The organism is Variovorax sp. J31P179 (assembly GCF_030316985.1).
Classification (GTDB): domain Bacteria; phylum Pseudomonadota; class Gammaproteobacteria; order Burkholderiales; family Burkholderiaceae_C; genus Variovorax; species Variovorax ginsengisoli_B.
Genome location: NZ_JASZYL010000002.1, coordinates 695686 through 712795 on the forward strand (window position 1 = coordinate 695686; position 17110 = coordinate 712795).

Here is a 17110-nt window from a genome sequence, read left to right on the forward strand (position 1 = left end):
GATTTTTCAGGCCGCCTGCATCAACCGCCAGACCCGATCCGGGGTCAACGGCATGTCCAGATGCGGCGTCCGGTCCGCCAGCCCGTTGCGCGCCAGCGCATCCGCCACCGCATTCACCACCGCCGGCGTGGCGCCGATGGTGCCCAGCTCACCCACGCCCTTGACCCCCAGCGGGTTGTTCTTGCACGGCGTCGATTCGTCCATCTCCATGCGGAACATGGTGGCGATGATGTCGGCGCGCGGCGCCGCGTAGTCCATCAGGCTGCCGGTCAGCGGCTGGCCGGTCTCGCTGTCGTAGACCACTCGCTCGCACAGTGCCTGGCCGATGCCCTGCACCGCCCCGCCCTCGAGCTGGCCGCGCACGATCAGCGGGTTGACCACCCGGCCGACGTCGTTGACCGAGGCATAGGTCTGCACGCTGATCTCGCCCGTGGGCGGATCGATCTCGATCTCGGTGATGTGGCAGCCGTTCGGCCAGGTCGGCCCCGACACCGTGCTGGTCGAGTCGACGAAGATCTGCTGCTCGGCCTGCTTGCCGGCCAGCGTGAACAGGTCGAGCTTCAGGTCGGTGCCTGCCACCTTGAAGACGCCGGCCGCGTATTCGACGTCGGCCGTCGCCACCTCGAGTTCTTGTGCCGCCAGTTCGCGGCCCTTCTCGATGGTGCGCTCGGCGCCGATCCGGACCGCCGAGCCGCCGGTGAACAGCGAGCGCGAGCCGGCGCTGCCGAAGCCGTCGCCGCGGTCGGTGTCGCCCAACACGATGTGCACCTGCTCGATCGGCACGCCGAAGGCGTCGACCACCAGCTGCGCCAGGGTGGTCGCGATGCCCTGCCCCATCGCATTGACGGCCGAGAACACCTCGATCACGCCGTCGGCGCGCACCGCGACCGTGACGCGCTCCTCGAACACATTGCCGCCGGTCCACTCGAGGAAGGTGGCGATGCCCAGTCCGCGCATCCGCCCCTGCCGCTTCGATTCGGCCGCCCGGGCATCGAAGCCCTGCCAGTCGGCCAGCGCCAGCGCCTGGTCCATGACCGATTCGAAGGCCCCGGTGTCGTAGACCTGCTGCATCGGATTCTTGTAGGGCATCTGCGCCGGGCCGATGAAGTTGCGCCGGCGCAGCTCGATCCGGTCGATGCCGGTCTGGCGCGCCGCCTCGTCCATCAGGCGCTCCATCGTGTAGATCGCCTCGGGCCGACCGGCCCCGCGGTAGGCGCCGGTGGGCGCGGTGTTGGTCAGCACCGCCTTGAAATGGAAGTCGATGGTCTGGATGTCATAGACGCTGGTTTGCACCCACGGGCCGATCAGCAGCTGGATCGCGACCCCGGTGCCGGTCGCGTAGGCGCCGACGTTGGCATGGGTGCGGATGCGCAGGCCGAGGATCTTGCCCTGGGCGTCGAGCGCCAGCTCGGCCTTGGCCTCGATGTCGCGGCCATGCGAGGTCGTCAGGAACTCTTCGCTGCGGTCAGCAACCCACTTCACCGGGCGCCGCAGCGCGCGGGCGGCGTAGGCGACCGCGATGTCCTCGGGATAGGCGCCGGTCTTCATGCCGAAGCCGCCGCCCACGTCGCCCACCACCACGCGCACCTTGTCCTTCGCGAGGCCGATAGCGTCGCACACCGAATCGCGCACGCCGGAAGGCATCTGCGTACTCATCCGGATCGTGATCCGGTCGGTGGCCGGGTCGAACTCGGCCAGCACGGTGCGTGGCTCGATCGTCAGCGCAACCACGCGCTGGTTGACGACGTCGAGCGCCACCACGTGGCTGGCCTTGGAGAAGGCCTCCGCGGTCGCTTCGGCGCTGCCGTGGCGCATCTCGGCCGCGATGTTGCCGGTGCCCTCGTCGCAGATCAGCGGCGCGCCCTCGGCGGTCGCAGCCCGCAGGTCGACCACCATCGGCAGCTCTTCGTAGTCGACCATCACCGCCTCGGCCGCATCGCGCGCCTGAGTCAAAGTCTCCGCGACCACGACGGCGACCGGCTCACCGACGAAACGCACGCGCTCCAGCGCCAGCACCCGGCGCAGCGGCGTCGCGCAGTCGGCGCCGTCGGCGCGCTTGAAGGGCGCTCCCGGCATCGGCTTGACGCCGGCCCGGTCCAGGTCGGCCCCGGTGAAGACGCCGAGCACGCCGGGCATTCCGCCGGCCGCCGCCGTATCGACCGTGACGAGCCGCGCGTGCGGATAGGGCGAACGCACGAAGCAAAGCCAGCTCTGGCCCGCCGGTGCGACGTCGTCGGTGTAGCGGCCGGCGCCGGCCAGCAGCTTCTCGTCCTCGAGCCGTCTGACCGCCTGGCCGCTGCCGAAGCGCATGGGATTCGTATCTGTGGTCACCGTGGGTCCTCTTGCTTTGTTGGGGGCATTTTTTGCGGGTGCAGGAACGACTATAGGGTTTTGGCGATCATTCGGCTTGTGCAACGGATGCGCCCCGTCCGAAGCCGTGTATACCTCCGACCATGCAACTGCCCTGGCTCGATCCTGGAGATCCCCTGCCCGATGCCGCCCTGGCCTGGGGCGATGCCGATCCCGTGCCCGGCCTGCTGGCGGCCGGCGGCAGCCTCGACGTCGCCAGTCTGCTGCGGGCCTATGGCAGCGGCATCTTCCCATGGTTCAGCGAGGGCCAGCCGATCCTCTGGTGGAGCCCCGACCCGCGCATGGTGCTCCAGACGGCCGATTTCCGGCTCCACCGGTCGCTGCGCAAGACCCTGGCCGCGTTCCGCGCCTCGCCGCGCTGCGAAATCCGCTTCGACCACAGCTTCGAGACGGTCATCTCGGCCTGCTCCCAAGCACCGCGGGCCGGCCAGTCCGGCACCTGGATCCTGCCGGAGATGCTGGCCGCCTACGGCGAACTGCACCGCGCCGGCCATGCCCACAGCATCGAGACCTGGATCGACGGCGCGCTCGCGGGCGGCCTCTATTGCGTCGCCATCGGCCGCGCGGTGTTCGGCGAATCGATGTTCACGCGCCGTCCCGACGCCTCGAAGATCGCCTTGGCGGCCCTGGTCGCGTTCTGCCGCCGCCATGGCATCGCCATGATCGACTGCCAGCAGAAAACCAGCCATCTCGCCAGCCTCGGGGCCCGCGAAATGCCGCGCCAGCGCTTCGTGTCGCACGTCGCCCACGCGCGCCGCGAACCCGGCCCTGTCTGGCGCTTCGAGCCCGTATACTGGAATGAACTCCTGCCTGCGCGAAGCTCCAACCCGACGTGACGCACCTCAAGGATCTCCCGCTCCACACGCTGCAGTTCTACGCAACGGCCCCCTATCCGTGCAGCTATCTGCCGGACCGGCAGGCGCGCTCGCAGGTCGCCACGCCGAGCCACCTGATCCACAACGACGCCTACTCGGACCTGGTGCTGAGCGGCTTCCGCCGCAGCGGCATGTTCACCTACCGGCCGTATTGCGACGGTTGCAGCGCCTGCGTGCCGCTGCGCGTGCTGGCCAACGAATTCAAGCCCAATCGCAGCCAGCGCCGCGCCGTGACGCGCCACGCCAACCTGCAGGCCCGGGTGCTCAAGCTGTGCTTCGTGCCCGAGCACTACCAACTCTACCTGCGCTACCAGAACGGCCGCCACTCGGGTGGCGGCATGGACCACGACAGCATCGACCAGTACACCCAGTTCCTGCTCCAGAGCCGGGTCAATTCGCGGCTGGTCGAGTTCCGCGAGACGCTCCCCGACGGCAGCGCCGGCGCCCTCAAGATGGTCTCCATCCTCGACGTGCTGAACGATGGCCTGTCGGCGGTCTACACCTTCTACGAGCCCGAGCCGGGCGCCGGCTACGGCAACTACAGCGTGCTGTGGCAGATCGAACAGGCCCGCAAGCTCGCCCTGCCCCACGTCTATCTCGGCTACTGGATCGAAGGCAGCGCCAAGATGAACTACAAGGCGCGCTTTACGCCGCATGAAGTGCTGATCGACGGTCGCTGGCAACCGCAAACCCATTTCACCAAGTAAAATGGCGACCGGTCTCCCACCGCGTTGCACATGAGAAAACCACAATCTGACGTTCCCGCCACCCCCGTGATCCAGGTCATCGAGCGGATGTTTTCGCTCATCGATGTGCTGGCGTCGCGTGAAGAAGCGATTTCCCTCAAGGAAATCAGCGAAAAGACGGGCCTGCATCCGTCGACCACGCACCGCATCCTCAACGACCTGGCTGTCGGCCGCTTCGTCGACCGCCCCGAGGCCGGCAGCTACCGGCTCGGCATGCGGCTGCTGGAGCTGGGCAACCTGGTCAAGGGCCGGCTCAATGTGCGCGACGCGGCGCTGACGCCGATGCGGGAGCTGCACAAGCTCACCCAGCAGCCGGTCAACCTCAGCATGCGCCAGGGCGACGAGATCGTCTACATCGAGCGCGCCTACAGCGAGCGCTCGGGCATGCAGGTGGTGCGGGCCATCGGTGGCCGGGCGCCGCTGCACCTCACCTCGACCGGCAAGCTGTTCCTGGCGGTCGACGAGCCCCAGCGCATCCGCAGCTACGCCACCCGGACCGGCCTGGCCGGCCACACGCGCAACAGCATCACGCAATTGCCGGCCCTGGAGCGCGAATTGTCCAAGGCCCGCCAGTACGGCATCGCGCGCGACAACGAGGAACTCGAGCTCGGCGTGCGCTGCATGGCGGCCGGCATCTACGACGACCAGGGCAAGCTGGTCGCGGGCCTGTCGATCTCGGCACCCGCCGACCGGCTCGACGAGGGATGGCTGCCGAAGCTGCAAGCCACCGCCAACGAGATTTCAGGTGCGTTGGGTTACAAGGCGGAGCAGCAGGTCGCCTCGTGAGACCTTGCGGAACCTGAGACCTTGCGGGACAGACCAACAAACCGCGCAGCGGTTTTTGCTCTGTCCTCAACTGATCAAAGGTCCCCGCTCCCCTCGCCTTCAGCTCGCAGCGTGCGCAAACGCCTGCTGCATCCCCGGATTCGGCCTGCCCATATGGGTCGCCTCGACCCAGCGGCGGACCCGCTCCGCATCCCCGATCCGGCTGAACTTGCCGGCCGAATCCAGGAACACCATGATCAGCTTGCGACCGGCGATCTTGGCTTGCATGACCAGGCACTGCCCGGCTTCCGAGATGTAGCCGGTCTTCTGCACCCCGATGTCCCAATCCGGGCTCTTGACCAGGCGGTTCGTGGTGTTGAACTGCAGCGTACGGTTGCCGACTTCCACCTGGTACTCGGGCGAGGTCGACAGCTGGCGCACGGTCGCGTCGGCGTAGGCGGCATTCACGAGCAGGGCCAGGTCCTGGGCGCTCGACTGGTTGCGGCTCGACAGGCCGGTCGGCTCGACGTAGCTCGTGTCCTTCATGCCGAGCATCTTGGCCTTGGCATTCATGATGCTCACGAAGGTGGACAGGCCGCCGGGGTAGGTGCGGCCGAGGGCGTGGGCCGCACGGTTCTCGCTCGACATCAGCGCCAGGTGCAGCAGTTCCCCGCGCGGCAGGCTGGTGCCCACCACCAGCCGCGAGCGGCTGAATTTCTCGGTGTCGACGTCGTCCTGGGTGATGGTGATCAGTTCATCGGACGGCAGCTTGGCCTCGCTGATCAGCAGCCCGGTCATGAGCTTGGTCAACGATGCGATCGGCAGCACGGCGTGGTCGTTCTTGCTGAACAGGACTTCCTGGGTGTCCTGGTCGATCACCAGGGCCACGCTGGACTTCAGGTCGAGCGCGTCTTCGGTGCTGTGCAGGCCGGCCATCTGTCCAAAGGATTGGCGCGCCGGCGCGGCTTCCGCGACGCGGACGATCGAGCGGCGCTGCACGGCCACCACGGTCTTGCCATTCTTCTGGCGGATCGTCGCCACCACGTTGCGTCCGCCGCTCACGCTCTTGTCGGCTTTGTCAACCTTCGCGACCTGCTTGCCGGCAGCGTGTTTCGCGCCCGCGCCCGAAGCGGCTTTGCGGCTCGAGTCGGCGCTCACGGCCGTCTTCTTCTTGGCCGCGGTGGCGGCCTGCGCCCCGGGCAACAAAAACGCCGTCGCACACAGAACGACGGCGGCAAGGCGGAGGGTGGGTAGGAACCGCTGGCTGGAAACTCGGTAGGAACGGGCTTCAGACATTTAAAACTCTCCAGCGGCGATAAAAGGTGACCGCAGTGTAAACGAAATCAAAAAAGACACGCAATATCAGTTACTTGCACCCTCTTCTTCAAATCGAATACAAGGAGTACCGAAAACCTAACCTTGTGCAGCCACTCTCTCAGCTTGGCTCTGTAACTTGTTGAGAGCACTTAAGTATGCTTTTGCCGAAGCGACCACGATGTCGGGATCGGCACCGACCCCGTTGACCACCCGGCCCGCATTCTGCAGACGCACCGTCACTTCCCCCTGGCTCTCGGTCGACCCGCTGATCGCATTGACCGAATACAGCACCATCTCGGCCCCGCTCTTCACATGGGCCTCGATCGCCTTCAGGGACGCGTCGACCGGACCGTTGCCGTCGGACTCGCCCGTGACCTCCTTGCCCTGCACGGTGAAGACGATGCGGGCCTGGGGCCGCTCACCTGTTTCACTATGTTGCGACAAGGATACAAAGCCGAACTGCTCACCAACGTGCGAGAGCTCTCCGTCGCTGACCAAAGCGAGGATGTCTTCGTCAAATATTTCGCTTTTTCTGTCGGCCAGTTCCTTGAAGCGGGCGAAGGCGGCATTGATGTCGGCCTCGCTGTCCATGGTAACGCCCAACTCCTGCAGCCGTTGCTTGAATGCGTTGCGGCCGCTGAGCTTGCCCAGCACGATCTTGTTGGCGCTCCAGCCGACGTCCTCGGCCCGCATGATCTCGTAGGTGTCGCGGGCCTTCAGCACGCCGTCCTGGTGGATGCCGGAGGCATGGGCGAAGGCGTTGGCCCCGACCACCGCCTTGTTCGGCTGCACCACGAAGCCGGTGGTCTGGCTGACCATCCGGCTGGCGGCCACGATGTGGCGCGTGTCGATGCCCATCTCGAGGCCGAAGTAATCCTTGCGGGTTTTGACCGCCATCACGATCTCTTCGAGCGAGCAGTTGCCGGCGCGCTCGCCCAGACCGTTGATGGTGCATTCGACCTGCCGGGCACCGCCGATCTTGACGCCGGCCAGCGAATTGGCCACCGCCATGCCGAGGTCGTTGTGGCAATGGACCGACCAGATGGCCTTGTCGCTGTTCGGGATGCGCTCGCGCAGCGACTTGATGAAGTTGCCGTAGAGCTCGGGAATGGCGTAGCCCACGGTGTCCGGCACGTTGATCGTGGTGGCGCCTTCGTGGATCACGGCCTCGAGCACCCGGCACAGGTAGTCCGGGTCGCTGCGGTAGCCGTCCTCGGGGCTGAACTCGACGTCGGCCACCAGGTTGCGGGCGAAGCGCACCGCCAGCTTGGCCTGCTCGAACACCTCGTCGGGCGTCATCCGCAGCTTTTTCTCCATGTGCAATGGCGAGGTCGCGATGAAGGTGTGGATGCGCCCGTTGGCGGCCCCCTTGAGCGCCTCGGCCGCGCGCGAGATATCGCGGTCGTTGGCCCGCGACAGGCCGCAGACGGTGGAGTCCTTGATCGCCTTGGCGATCGCGCTCACGGCATCGAAGTCGCCGTTCGAACTGGCCGGGAAGCCGGCCTCGATGACGTCGACCCGCAGCCGCTCGAGCTGACGCGCGATGCGCAGCTTCTCGTCCTTGGTCATGGAGGCACCCGGCGACTGTTCGCCGTCGCGCAGGGTGGTGTCGAAAATGATCAGTTTGTCAGCCATCGTGGTCTCCTTGTGCCGGGACGCGCCCAAGGGGCGCGTCCGTGCGTCGCCTTATGCGGGTTCAGCCACCGATTGTGCGCTGTGCGCGCCCCGCGCCCGCGCCCGGGTCAACCCCGAAACGATGGCCTTGAGCGAGGCCGAGATGATATTGGCATCGATGCCGACACCGAACAGCGTCATCGCTTCGTCGACGCGCAGTTCGAGGTAGGCGACCGCCTGGGCGTCGGCACCGGCGCCGATCGCGTGCTGGTGGTAGTCGATCACGCGGATCGCGTGCCCGGTGGCGCCGGCCAGGGCGTGGATGAAAGCGTCGATCGGTCCGTTGCCGCGGCCTTCGATCGGACGGATGTCGCCCTCCCACGGCAGGTCGGCGCGCAGCACCACCGATGCGGCGGCGCCTTCGCCCTGCTCTTCGAGCACCTGGTGCTGCGGACCGTTGTCGTCGCGCACGCCGTACTCGGACTCGAACAACGCATAGAGGTCGGCGGCGGTCAGTTCCTTGCCTGCGACGTCCATCACCCGCTGCACGGCCTGGCTGAACTCCATCTGCAGGCGACGCGGCAACTCGAGCCCGTATTCGCTTTCGAGCAGGTAGGCGATCCCGCCCTTGCCCGACTGGCTGTTGACGCGGATCACGGCTTCGTAGCTCCGGCCGACGTCCTTTGGATCGATCGGGAGATACGGCATGTCCCAGATGTCGCCGTCCTTGCGATCGCTGAAGGCCTTCTTGATCGCGTCCTGGTGCGAGCCCGAGAAGGAGGTGTAGACCAGGTCGCCGACATAGGGATGGCGCGGATGCACGGGCAACTGGTTGCAGTGCTCGACGACGGCGCGGATCTCGTCGATGTTCGAGAAATCGAGCTCGGGCGACACGCCCTGCGTGTAGAGGTTGAGCGCCACGTTGACGAGGTCGAGATTGCCGGTGCGCTCGCCGTTGCCGAACAGGCAGCCTTCGATGCGGTCGGCGCCGGCCATCAGGGCGAACTCGCCGGCTGCCGTACCGGTGCCGCGGTCGTTGTGCGGATGCACCGACAGCACGATCGCGTCACGGCGCGCGAGATGGCGGTGCATCCATTCGATCATGTCGGCGAAGATGTTCGGCGTCGAATGCTCGACCGTCGACGGCAGGTTGACGATGCACTTGCGCTCGGGCGTCGGCGCCCAGACCTCGGTGACCGCATCGACCACCCGCTTGGAAAACGCGAGGTCGGTGCCCGAGAACATCTCGGGCGAGTACTGGAAGGTCCACTGCGTGGCCGGCTGCCTGGCGGCGCAGTCGTTGAACATGCGCGCATGGGTGGTCGCGAGCTCGACGATCTGGTCCTCGTCCATGCCCAGCACCACGCGCCGCATGATCGGCGCCACCGCGTTGTAGAGGTGCACGATGGCGCGCGGCGCACCCTGCAGCGCCTCGAAGGTGCGCTCGATCAGGTGGTCGCGGGCCTGCGTGAGCACCTGGATCGTGACGTCGTCGGGGATGCGATCTTCCTCGATCAGCTTGCGCACGAAATCGAACTCGACCTGCGAGGCCGAGGGAAAGCCCACTTCGATTTCCTTGAAGCCGATCGCCACCAGCGTCTCGAACATCTTCATCTTGCGGGCGATGTCCATCGGCTCCACCAGCGCCTGGTTGCCGTCGCGCAGGTCGGTCGACAGCCAGATCGGCGCGCGGGTCAGCACGGCGTCGGGCCAGGTGCGGTCCTTCAATGCGATCGGGGCGAAGGCGCGGTACTTGCGGTCGGGTTGCTTCAACATCTTGGATTTCTCGCTGTGGTTGGGAGTCCACCAGCAACCCCAAACAAAACGGCCCGTTGCTGGTGCGAACGGGCCGTGGTGAGGGATTTGCGCGCGCGCTCTACCGTCTCCGCCCGAAGGGGATCAGTAGTAGGGCCAGCGAAATCTTGTTCATGAGGGTTTCGAATGTAGCACAGTGCGGCTCAATTGTGGAGCCCGCGTTCGTCGGGCTCATCCGTCGAAATGCTGATCACGCTCACCTGCTGCCCCTTGGCCTTGCGCCACGCGTACACCACGTAGCCGCTCAGCCCATAGGCGACGAAGACGCCGAACAGCACGGTCGGCGGGTGGATGTTGATGACCGCGATGCCGAGCGCGATCAGCACGATCACGGCGAACGGCACGCTGCGCTTCACCTGGATGTCCTTGAAGCTGTAGAACGGCGCATTGGTCACCATCGACAGCCCGGCATACAGCGTGAAGGCGAAGGTGATCCAGGTGATCTGGTTCCACGACAGGTACAGCACCTCGCCGCCCCGCTTGCCCCACTCGGTCACGAGCCAGATGAAGCCGGCCACCAGCGCCGCCGCCGCCGGCGACGGCAGGCCCTGGAACCAGCGCTTGTCGACCACCCCGGTGTTGACGTTGAAACGCGCCAGCCGCAGCGCCGCGCAGGCGCAGTAGACGAAGGCCGCGATCCAGCCCCAGCGGCCCAGTCCCTTGAGCGACCACTCGTAGGCGATCAGGGCCGGCGCGGCGCCGAAGGACACCATGTCGGACAGCGAGTCCATCTGCTCGCCGAAGGCGCTTTGCGTGTTGGTCATGCGCGCCACGCGCCCGTCCAGGCTGTCGAGCACCATGGCCGCGAAGACGCCGAGCGCGGCCAGGTCGAAGCGCGCGTTCATGGCCATCACGACCGAGTAGAAGCCACCGAACAGGGCCGCCAGCGTGAACAGGTTCGGCAGGATGTAGATGCCCTTGCGCCGCTTGCGCGTCGGCACGTCGTCGGGAAGCGTGTCGTCATGCATGGGGTCGGCCTCCAGTGCGAAAGGGGCTCGGGGACGGGGCAGGACGGGAGATGGCAAACATCGGTGGCAGTTTAGTTCAGGCGCACAGCGCGCCTCCATGAAAAAGGGCCACCGCAGGGTGGCCCTTCTTGCATCGGAAAGAATCCGGATCAGTTGCGGGTCTGGTCGACCAGCTTGTTCTTCTTGATCCAGGGCATCATCGCGCGCAGTTGCTCGCCGACGACTTCGATCTGATGCTCGGCATTGATGCGGCGGCGGCTGATCAGCGCGGGCTGGCCGGCTGCGGCTTCGAGCACGAAGCTCTTGGCGTATTCGCCGGTCTGGATGTCCTTCAGCACCTGCTTCATGACCTTCTTGGTCTCGTCCGTGACGATGCGCGGACCGGTCACGTACTCGCCGTATTCGGCGTTGTTCGAGATCGAGTAGTTCATGTTGGCGATGCCGCCTTCATAGATCAGGTCGACGATCAGCTTGAGCTCGTGCAGGCATTCGAAGTAGGCCATCTCGGGCGCGTAGCCGGCTTCCACCAGCGTCTCGAAGCCGGCCTTGATCAGCTCCACCGTGCCGCCGCACAGGACCGCTTGTTCGCCGAACAGGTCGGTCTCGGTCTCTTCGCGGAAGTTGGTCTCGATGATGCCGGCTTTGCCGCCGCCGTTGGCGGTGGCGTAGGACAGGGCCAGGTCGCGCGCCTTGCCGCTCTTGTCCTGGTGCACGGCCACGAGGTGGGGCACGCCGCCGCCCTGGGTGTAGGTGCTGCGCACGGTGTGGCCGGGTGCCTTCGGGGCGACCATCCAGACGTCGAGGTCGGCACGCGGCTGCACGAAGCCGTAGTGCACGTTGAAGCCATGGGCGAAGACCAGCGAAGCGCCTTCCTTGATGTTCGGCGCGACGTCGTTCTTGTAGACGCTGGCGATCTGCTCGTCGGGCAGCAGGATCATGACGACGTCGGCGGACTTCACCGCATCCGCGACTTCGGCGACCTTGAGGCCAGCCTTGCCGACCTTGTCCCACGATGCGCCGCCCTTGCGCAGGCCGACCACGACCTTCACGCCGCTGTCGTTCAGGTTCTGCGCGTGCGCATGGCCCTGGCTGCCGTAGCCGATGATCGCGACGGTCTTGCCCTTGATCAGGCTGAGATCGGCGTCCTTGTCGTAATAAACCTTCATGAGAGTGCTCCTTCGTTGATTCGCTGGTGTGTGGATGGATGGGTTCAGACGCGCAGGATGCGCTCGCCGCGGCCAATGCCGCTGGCGCCGGTACGGACCGTCTCGAGGATCGCCCCGCGATCGATGGCTTCGAGGAAGGCGTCGTTCTTGCCGTGGTCGCCGGTGAGCTCGATGGTGTAGCTCTTGTCGGTCACGTCGATGATGCGGCCGCGGAAGATCTCGGCCATGCGCATCATTTCTTCGCGCTCCTTGCCGACCGCGCGCACCTTCACCATCATGAGCTCGCGCTCGGTGTAGGCGCCTTCGGTCAGGTCGACCACCTTGACGACCTCGATCAGGCGGTTCAAATGCTTGGTGATCTGCTCGATCACGTCGTCCGAGCCGGCGGTGACGATGGTCATGCGCGAGAGGCTAGCGTCCTCGGTCGGCGCGACGGTCAGCGATTCGATGTTGTAGCCGCGGGCCGAGAACAGGCCGACGACGCGGGAGAGTGCACCGGGCTCGTTCTCGAGCAGCACGGCAATGATGTGTTTCATGTCAGCAGGACTCCTCTTTTCGCCGCCCTCCCCCGTGCACGGTAATGCGCGGGCTCGACGGAACGATAGATTCGTCAATTAAAAGTTGAAACCCGGTTCTGCGAACCGGGGACTTGTGGCTTCGCTTTCGCTCGCGCTAGAGGTCTTCGGACCCCAGCAGCATCTCGGTGATGCCCATGCCCGCCTTGACCATCGGGAACACGTTCTCGGTCGGGTCGGTGCGGAAGTCCATGAACACGGTGCGGTCCTTGAGCTTGCGCGCCTCGCGCAACGCCGGCTCCACGTCCTGCGGCCGTTCGATCAGCAGGCCGACGTGGCCATAGGCCTCGGCCAGCTTCACGAAGTTGGGCAGCGCGTCCATGTAGCTGTGGCTGTAGCGGCCCGAATACTCGATTTCCTGCCACTGGCGCACCATGCCCAGGTAGCGGTTGTTGAGCGAGCAGATCTTGATCGGCGTGTTGTACTGCAGGCAGGTCGAGAGTTCCTGGATGCACATCTGCACCGAGCCTTCGCCGGTGACGCAGAACACTTCCGACTCCGGCTTGGCGAGCTTGATGCCCATCGCGTAGGGAATGCCCACGCCCATGGTGCCCAGCCCGCCCGAATTGATCCAGCGCCGCGGCTCGTCGAAGCGGTAGTACTGCGCCGCCCACATCTGGTGCTGGCCGACGTCGGAGGTGATGTAGGTGTCGGCGTCCTTGGTCATGTTCCACAGCGTCTCGATGACGTACTGCGGCTTGATCACTTCCTTGTTGCCACGGTCGTACTTGAGGCAGTCCTTGCCGCGCCATTCCTCGATGGTGCTCCACCAGCTGGCCAGCGCACCGGCATCGGGGCGGATCGTGCTCTCGCGGATCATCGAGATCAGCTCGGTCAGCACGTCCTTGACGTCGCCGACGATCGGGATGTCGACCTTGACGCGCTTGGAGATGCTCGACGGGTCGATGTCGACGTGGATGATCTTGCGTTCGTTCTGGGCGAAGTGCTTCGGGTTGCCGATCACGCGGTCGTCGAAGCGCGCGCCCACGGCCAGCAGCACGTCGCAGTTCTGCATCGCGTTGTTGGCCTCGATCGTGCCGTGCATGCCGAGCATGCCGAGGAACTTGCGGTCGCTGGCCGGATAGGCGCCCAGGCCCATCAGCGTGTTGGTGACCGGATAGCCGAGCATGTCGACCAGGGTGCGGAGTTCGTTGGTGGCGTTGCCGAGCAGCACGCCGCCGCCGGTGTAGATATAGGGACGCTTGGCGTTCAGCAACAGCTGGAGCGCCTTGCGGATCTGGCCGCCGTGGCCCTTGCGCACCGGGTTGTAAGAGCGCATCTCGACCTTGTCGGGATAGCCGCTGTAGGGGACCTTCTTGAAGGAGACGTCCTTCGGCACGTCGACCACCACCGGGCCGGGGCGGCCGCTGCGGGCGATATGGAAGGCCTTCTTCATGGTCATCGCCAGGTCCTTGGGATCCTTGACGAGGAAGTTGTGCTTGACGATCGGCCGCGTGATGCCGACGGTGTCGCATTCCTGGAAGGCGTCGAGGCCGATCGCCGCGGTCGGCACCTGCCCCGAGATGATCACCATCGGGATCGAGTCCATGTAGGCCGTCGCGATGCCGGTGACCGCGTTGGTCAGGCCAGGACCGGAGGTGACCAGGGCGACGCCGACGTCGCCGGTGGCGCGGGCATAGCCATCGGCCGCGTGGACGGCGGCCTGCTCGTGGCGCACCAGCACGTGCTGGATGGTGTCCTGCTTGTAGAAGGCGTCGTAGATGTAGAGAACCGCGCCGCCGGGGTAGCCCCAGACGTACTTGACGCCCTCGGCCTGCAGTGCCTTGACCAGCACTTCGGCGCCCATGAGTTCTTGGGTTTGGTTGCCCATCCCGGAGGACGCGGCTGCTGCGGAAGTGAGTTCCGCCTTGGAGATTTCCATGATGAACCTTTGTGTTTTTTCGGGAACGAAAAACCTTGGGTGCCCCTTCGCCAGCTCTTTTGAAGCCGCGTCAGGACTTGAGGCCACAACCATGAGCGTATCTGTATACCGCCGGACCGTGACCCGTTTGCCTTTTGACTTGCAAGGCGGATTATGACATGCAGGAACCCCGATTGGCGGCCCGAGCGAGCCCGGCGGGCACCGGGGCATAATTCGCGGCGACAAAAAGACAAACGTCCCCGAGACTTTTCCCCACGCGGCGCACTACCCCGGCGCCGGATTCGCTTGGCCACTGAAAAAGAACTTTCCGACTTCCTGAAGAGCGTCGAACGACGGGCATTCAAGCGTTCCGTCTACCACGTGCGGGACGAAGAGGCAGCGCTCGACATCGTGCAGGACAGCATGATGAAGCTCGCCGAGCACTACGGGGACAAGCCGGCCAACGAGCTGCCGATGCTGTTCCAGCGGATCCTCTCGAACTGCACGCTCGACTGGTTCCGGCGCCAGAAGACCCGGCGGGCCCTGTTCTCGAACCTGAGCGATTTCGAATCGATCGACGACGATGGCGATTTCGACCTGCTGGAACACGTCCAGGCCCCGACCGACACGCGCGAAAGCGAGAGCGCCGAGGACGCCACCCGGCGCACGCAGATCTTTCACGAGATCGAAGAAGAAATTGCCGCACTGCCAGGACGTCAACGCGAGGCCTTTCTAATGCGTTACTGGGAGGAAATGGACGTCGCCGAGACGGCCGCCGCGATGGGCTGCTCCGAAGGGAGCGTCAAGACCCACTGTTCGCGGGCCGTGCACGCCTTGAGCAAGGCGCTCAGAGCCAAGGGAATTTCGCTATGAAACCAACAAACACCAGCCCGACAGGGTCCGCCGTCGCCTTCGAAGAGCAATTCGGCCGCCGGGTCGCCGCGCGCCTGTCTGCCGGAAACCTCGATCTCTCGCACGAGGTCGGCGAGCGCTTGCGCGCGGCCCGCGTGCAGGCCGTGGCACGCCGCAAGACCGCACCCGAACTCCGATCGGTCCCGGTGGCGGTGGCCAGCGGCCGCGCCGCCGCCCTCGGTGGCGGCTGGTGGACGCGCATCGGCTCGGTGGTGCCGCTGGTGGCGCTGGTGGCGGGCCTGATGGCGATCAGCGTGATCCAGGAAGAACGCCGTACCGACGAACTGGCGGAAGTCGACTCGGCGCTCCTGACCGATGACCTGCCGCCCGCGGCCTACACCGACCCCGGCTTCGCCCAGTTCCTGAAGACCAGCGACGCTGGCGAGCGCTGATTCCTCCCCGCGACGAATGCTGCCTTCACTTCCCCTCTCTTCCGCGGCCGGTGTCCTGTTCGCGGCGCTGGTGCTGGTCGCGTTCGAGACCGCGGCCGGGCCGCCCGCCGACGCCCCGCCCGCCAAGGCACCGGCTCCGGCGGCCAAGGCCGTCGCCAAGCCCGCTTGGCGCGATCTGACCGCGCGTCAGCAGAGGGCCCTGGAGCCCCTGGCATCCACCTGGGATGAATTGACCGAGCCTCATAAGCGCAAATGGCTGGCGATCGTGCGCGATTACGCGGAGATGTCGACCGCTGACCGCGATATCCTGCACAGCCGCATGGAAGAGTGGGCCAAGCTGAGCAACAAGGAGCGCGCCCAGGCGCGTCTCAATTTCGCCGACGCGAAGCGCTTGCCCGCCGATGAGCGCAAGGCCAAGTGGGAGGCCTACCAGGCCCTCAGCGACGAGGAAAAGAGCCGGCTCGCCGCCAGCGCTCCGACGACCTCGCCGGGCGCAGCCGCGGCCATCCGGCCGGTGCCGCTCCAGAAGCTGGTGCCAGTGCCCGCGGCCGGACCCGACGCTCAGCACACGCCGCGCATCCAGCTGGCGCCACCGGCCGCGCCGACGGTCGTCGCACGCCCGGTCGCCCCGGCGCCCTCGTTCAGCCCTCCCGTCTCCGCCGAAGCGCAGGTGCCGCCGCCGACCCCCAGCGCCCCCGCCGCGGAGCCGCCGGTGGCATCGACCCCGCCGGTTCGCCAGACCGAACAGCCATCGTCGGCGCCCTGATCGTCGATGGCATCCACACTCTCCGGCCCGACCGGACCGCACTCGGCTGCCGGCGGCGACGCCGCGTCCCCGCTGCCGGGCACGCCCGGTCTCTGGCGCCGCATGGCCTGCTGGCTCTACGAAGGCATGCTGCTGTTCGCGGTGGTCTTCGTCGCCGGCTGGCTCTTCAGCACCCTGGGCCAGATGCGTGACGCGATGGATTCGCGCCGGCATCTGCTGCAGGCTTTCCTGTTCATCGTCTTCGGCGTCTACTTCGTCTTTTTCTGGGCCAAGGGCCAGACCCTGGCCATGAAGACCTGGGGCATCCGCGTGGTCGACCGCCGGGGCCGGGCGTTGAGCCAGGGCCGGGCGCTGCTGCGCTACCTGCTCAGCTGGGTCTGGTTTCTGCCGCCCCTCGCACTCATCGCGCCGTTCAAGCTCGGCGGCGGCGAAGCCTCCGTACTGGTCCTCGGCTGGGTGGCGGTCTGGGCCCTGCTGGCGCGTTTCCATCCCGAGCGCCAGTTCTGGCACGACGCCTGGGCCGGCACCCGGCTGATCACCTCCAAGCCGATGAGCCGGCGATGAACGGCTCCGATCCGGTCAACCCGCAGGCGCTGCGGCGCGGCATCCAGCGCGTCTGGCATGCCGCCTTGATCTCGGTGAACGGCTTTCGCGCCGGTTGGCGCGAGGCCGCCTTCCGCGAAGAAGTGGCCTGCGCCGTCGTCATGGTCCCGGCCGCCTTCTGGGTCGGCCGCAGCTGGGTCGAGGTGGCGCTGCTGGTCGCCACGGTGGTGCTGGTCCTGATCGTCGAGCTGCTCAACAGCGCGATCGAGGCCGCCATCGACCGCATCGGACCCGAATGGCATTCGCTGTCGAAGGCCGCCAAGGACCTGGGCAGCGCGGCGGTGCTGATGTCGATCCTGCTGTGCGTCGGGGTCTGGCTGGCTGCCTTGTGGCAAAGATTCATCTAGGCGCGGCATGATCGGGGG

General features: G+C 66.3%; 16 protein-coding genes. 8 read left to right on the plus strand and 8 right to left on the minus strand.

Annotated features, from left to right (window positions below; all coding sequences use genetic code 11):
* Positions 1-6: 6 nt before the first annotated feature.
* Positions 7-2331 (minus strand): xanthine dehydrogenase family protein molybdopterin-binding subunit, encoded by a 2325-nt coding sequence (locus QTI17_RS07700; protein ID WP_286532022.1) that lies wholly within the window; start codon positions 2329-2331, stop codon positions 7-9.
* A gap of 122 nt (positions 2332-2453) precedes the next feature.
* Here QTI17_RS07700 and aat point away from each other — a divergent pair, with 122 nt between their 5' ends.
* Genes aat through QTI17_RS07715 form a run of 3 tightly spaced genes read left to right on the plus strand, consistent with a single transcriptional unit; the run spans position 2454 to position 4777 of the window.
* The gene (gene aat, locus QTI17_RS07705; protein ID WP_286532023.1) at positions 2454-3206 is read left to right on the plus strand and encodes a leucyl/phenylalanyl-tRNA--protein transferase; all 753 of its coding nucleotides are present in this window, start codon (positions 2454-2456) and stop codon (positions 3204-3206) included.
* Positions 3203-3952 (plus strand): arginyltransferase, encoded by a 750-nt coding sequence (locus tag QTI17_RS07710; RefSeq protein WP_286528825.1) that lies wholly within the window; start codon positions 3203-3205, stop codon positions 3950-3952. Before aat ends, QTI17_RS07710 begins: the two co-directional genes overlap by 4 nt.
* Before the next feature lie 30 nt (positions 3953-3982).
* Complete coding sequence (locus QTI17_RS07715) at positions 3983-4777, plus strand: IclR family transcriptional regulator (RefSeq protein WP_286532024.1); 795 nt, start codon at positions 3983-3985, stop codon at positions 4775-4777.
* Positions 4778-4876: 99 nt separating this feature from the next.
* Here the strand turns inward: QTI17_RS07715 and QTI17_RS07720 are convergent, their stop codons facing one another.
* The 7 genes from QTI17_RS07720 to QTI17_RS07750 form a co-directional block, all read right to left on the minus strand.
* On the minus strand, positions 4877-6052 hold the full coding sequence (locus tag QTI17_RS07720; protein WP_286532025.1) for a serine hydrolase: 1176 nt from the start codon (positions 6050-6052) through the stop codon (positions 4877-4879).
* Between the two features lie 117 nt (positions 6053-6169).
* Entirely contained in the window at positions 6170-7708 is a 1539-nt protein-coding gene (locus QTI17_RS07725; RefSeq protein ID WP_286532026.1) for a 2-isopropylmalate synthase, read from the minus strand.
* A 51-nt stretch (positions 7709-7759) separates the two neighbouring features.
* Positions 7760-9463 (minus strand): 2-isopropylmalate synthase, encoded by a 1704-nt coding sequence (gene leuA / locus QTI17_RS07730; RefSeq protein ID WP_286532027.1) that lies wholly within the window; start codon positions 9461-9463, stop codon positions 7760-7762.
* Positions 9464-9645: 182 nt separating this feature from the next.
* Positions 9646-10470 carry a CDP-diacylglycerol--serine O-phosphatidyltransferase gene (pssA, locus tag QTI17_RS07735; protein ID WP_286528811.1) on the minus strand — a complete coding sequence of 275 codons (825 nt, stop codon included), beginning with the start codon at positions 10468-10470 and terminating at the stop codon, positions 9646-9648.
* Between the two features lie 149 nt (positions 10471-10619).
* Positions 10620-11636 carry a ketol-acid reductoisomerase gene (ilvC, locus tag QTI17_RS07740; RefSeq protein ID WP_286368026.1) on the minus strand — a complete coding sequence of 339 codons (1017 nt, stop codon included), beginning with the start codon at positions 11634-11636 and terminating at the stop codon, positions 10620-10622.
* 44 nt (positions 11637-11680) lie between these two features.
* Positions 11681-12172 carry an acetolactate synthase small subunit gene (gene ilvN, locus QTI17_RS07745; protein WP_068683703.1) on the minus strand — a complete coding sequence of 164 codons (492 nt, stop codon included), beginning with the start codon at positions 12170-12172 and terminating at the stop codon, positions 11681-11683.
* 136 nt (positions 12173-12308) lie between these two features.
* Entirely contained in the window at positions 12309-14093 is a 1785-nt protein-coding gene (locus tag QTI17_RS07750) for an acetolactate synthase 3 catalytic subunit (RefSeq protein ID WP_286532035.1), read from the minus strand.
* A gap of 285 nt (positions 14094-14378) precedes the next feature.
* Here QTI17_RS07750 and QTI17_RS07755 point away from each other — a divergent pair, with 285 nt between their 5' ends.
* From QTI17_RS07755 to QTI17_RS07775, 5 genes are read left to right on the plus strand one after another with little or no spacing between them, the layout of a single operon-like run.
* Entirely contained in the window at positions 14379-14945 is a 567-nt protein-coding gene (locus QTI17_RS07755; RefSeq protein WP_286528809.1) for an RNA polymerase sigma factor, read from the plus strand.
* Complete coding sequence (locus QTI17_RS07760) at positions 14942-15376, plus strand: DUF3619 family protein (RefSeq protein ID WP_286532036.1); 435 nt, start codon at positions 14942-14944, stop codon at positions 15374-15376. The genes QTI17_RS07755 and QTI17_RS07760 overlap by 4 nt, the downstream gene beginning before the upstream one ends.
* Before the next feature lie 16 nt (positions 15377-15392).
* Positions 15393-16142, plus strand: coding sequence for a DUF3106 domain-containing protein (locus tag QTI17_RS07765; RefSeq protein ID WP_286532038.1), 750 nt, complete (start codon positions 15393-15395; stop codon positions 16140-16142).
* A gap of 6 nt (positions 16143-16148) precedes the next feature.
* Positions 16149-16706, plus strand: coding sequence for an RDD family protein (locus QTI17_RS07770; RefSeq protein ID WP_286532039.1), 558 nt, complete (start codon positions 16149-16151; stop codon positions 16704-16706).
* Positions 16703-17092: a diacylglycerol kinase gene (locus QTI17_RS07775; RefSeq protein ID WP_286532041.1), complete on the plus strand. Its 390-nt coding sequence runs from the start codon at positions 16703-16705 to the stop codon at positions 17090-17092. The genes QTI17_RS07770 and QTI17_RS07775 overlap by 4 nt, the downstream gene beginning before the upstream one ends.
* Positions 17093-17110 lie beyond the last annotated feature (18 nt).

Excerpts from the sequence above, each read along its gene's own strand:
- QTI17_RS07765 (WP_286532038.1), top strand. The coding sequence starts at position 15,393 with ATGCTGCCTTCACTTCCCCTCTCTTCCGCGGCCGGTGTCCTGTTCGCG.
- pssA (WP_286528811.1), bottom strand. The coding sequence starts at position 10,470 with ATGCATGACGACACGCTTCCCGACGACGTGCCGACGCGCAAGCGGCGC.
- leuA (WP_286532027.1), bottom strand. The coding sequence starts at position 9,463 with ATGTTGAAGCAACCCGACCGCAAGTACCGCGCCTTCGCCCCGATCGCA.
- QTI17_RS07760 (WP_286532036.1), top strand. The coding sequence starts at position 14,942 with ATGAAACCAACAAACACCAGCCCGACAGGGTCCGCCGTCGCCTTCGAA.
- QTI17_RS07770 (WP_286532039.1), top strand. The coding sequence starts at position 16,149 with ATGGCATCCACACTCTCCGGCCCGACCGGACCGCACTCGGCTGCCGGC.
- ilvC (WP_286368026.1), bottom strand. The coding sequence starts at position 11,636 with ATGAAGGTTTATTACGACAAGGACGCCGATCTCAGCCTGATCAAGGGC.
- aat (WP_286532023.1), top strand. The coding sequence starts at position 2,454 with ATGCAACTGCCCTGGCTCGATCCTGGAGATCCCCTGCCCGATGCCGCC.
- QTI17_RS07775 (WP_286532041.1), top strand. The coding sequence starts at position 16,703 with ATGAACGGCTCCGATCCGGTCAACCCGCAGGCGCTGCGGCGCGGCATC.
- QTI17_RS07750 (WP_286532035.1), bottom strand. The coding sequence starts at position 14,093 with ATGGAAATCTCCAAGGCGGAACTCACTTCCGCAGCAGCCGCGTCCTCC.
- QTI17_RS07720 (WP_286532025.1), bottom strand. The coding sequence starts at position 6,052 with ATGTCTGAAGCCCGTTCCTACCGAGTTTCCAGCCAGCGGTTCCTACCC.
- QTI17_RS07725 (WP_286532026.1), bottom strand. The coding sequence starts at position 7,708 with ATGGCTGACAAACTGATCATTTTCGACACCACCCTGCGCGACGGCGAA.
- ilvN (WP_068683703.1), bottom strand. The coding sequence starts at position 12,172 with ATGAAACACATCATTGCCGTGCTGCTCGAGAACGAGCCCGGTGCACTC.
- QTI17_RS07715 (WP_286532024.1), top strand. The coding sequence starts at position 3,983 with ATGAGAAAACCACAATCTGACGTTCCCGCCACCCCCGTGATCCAGGTC.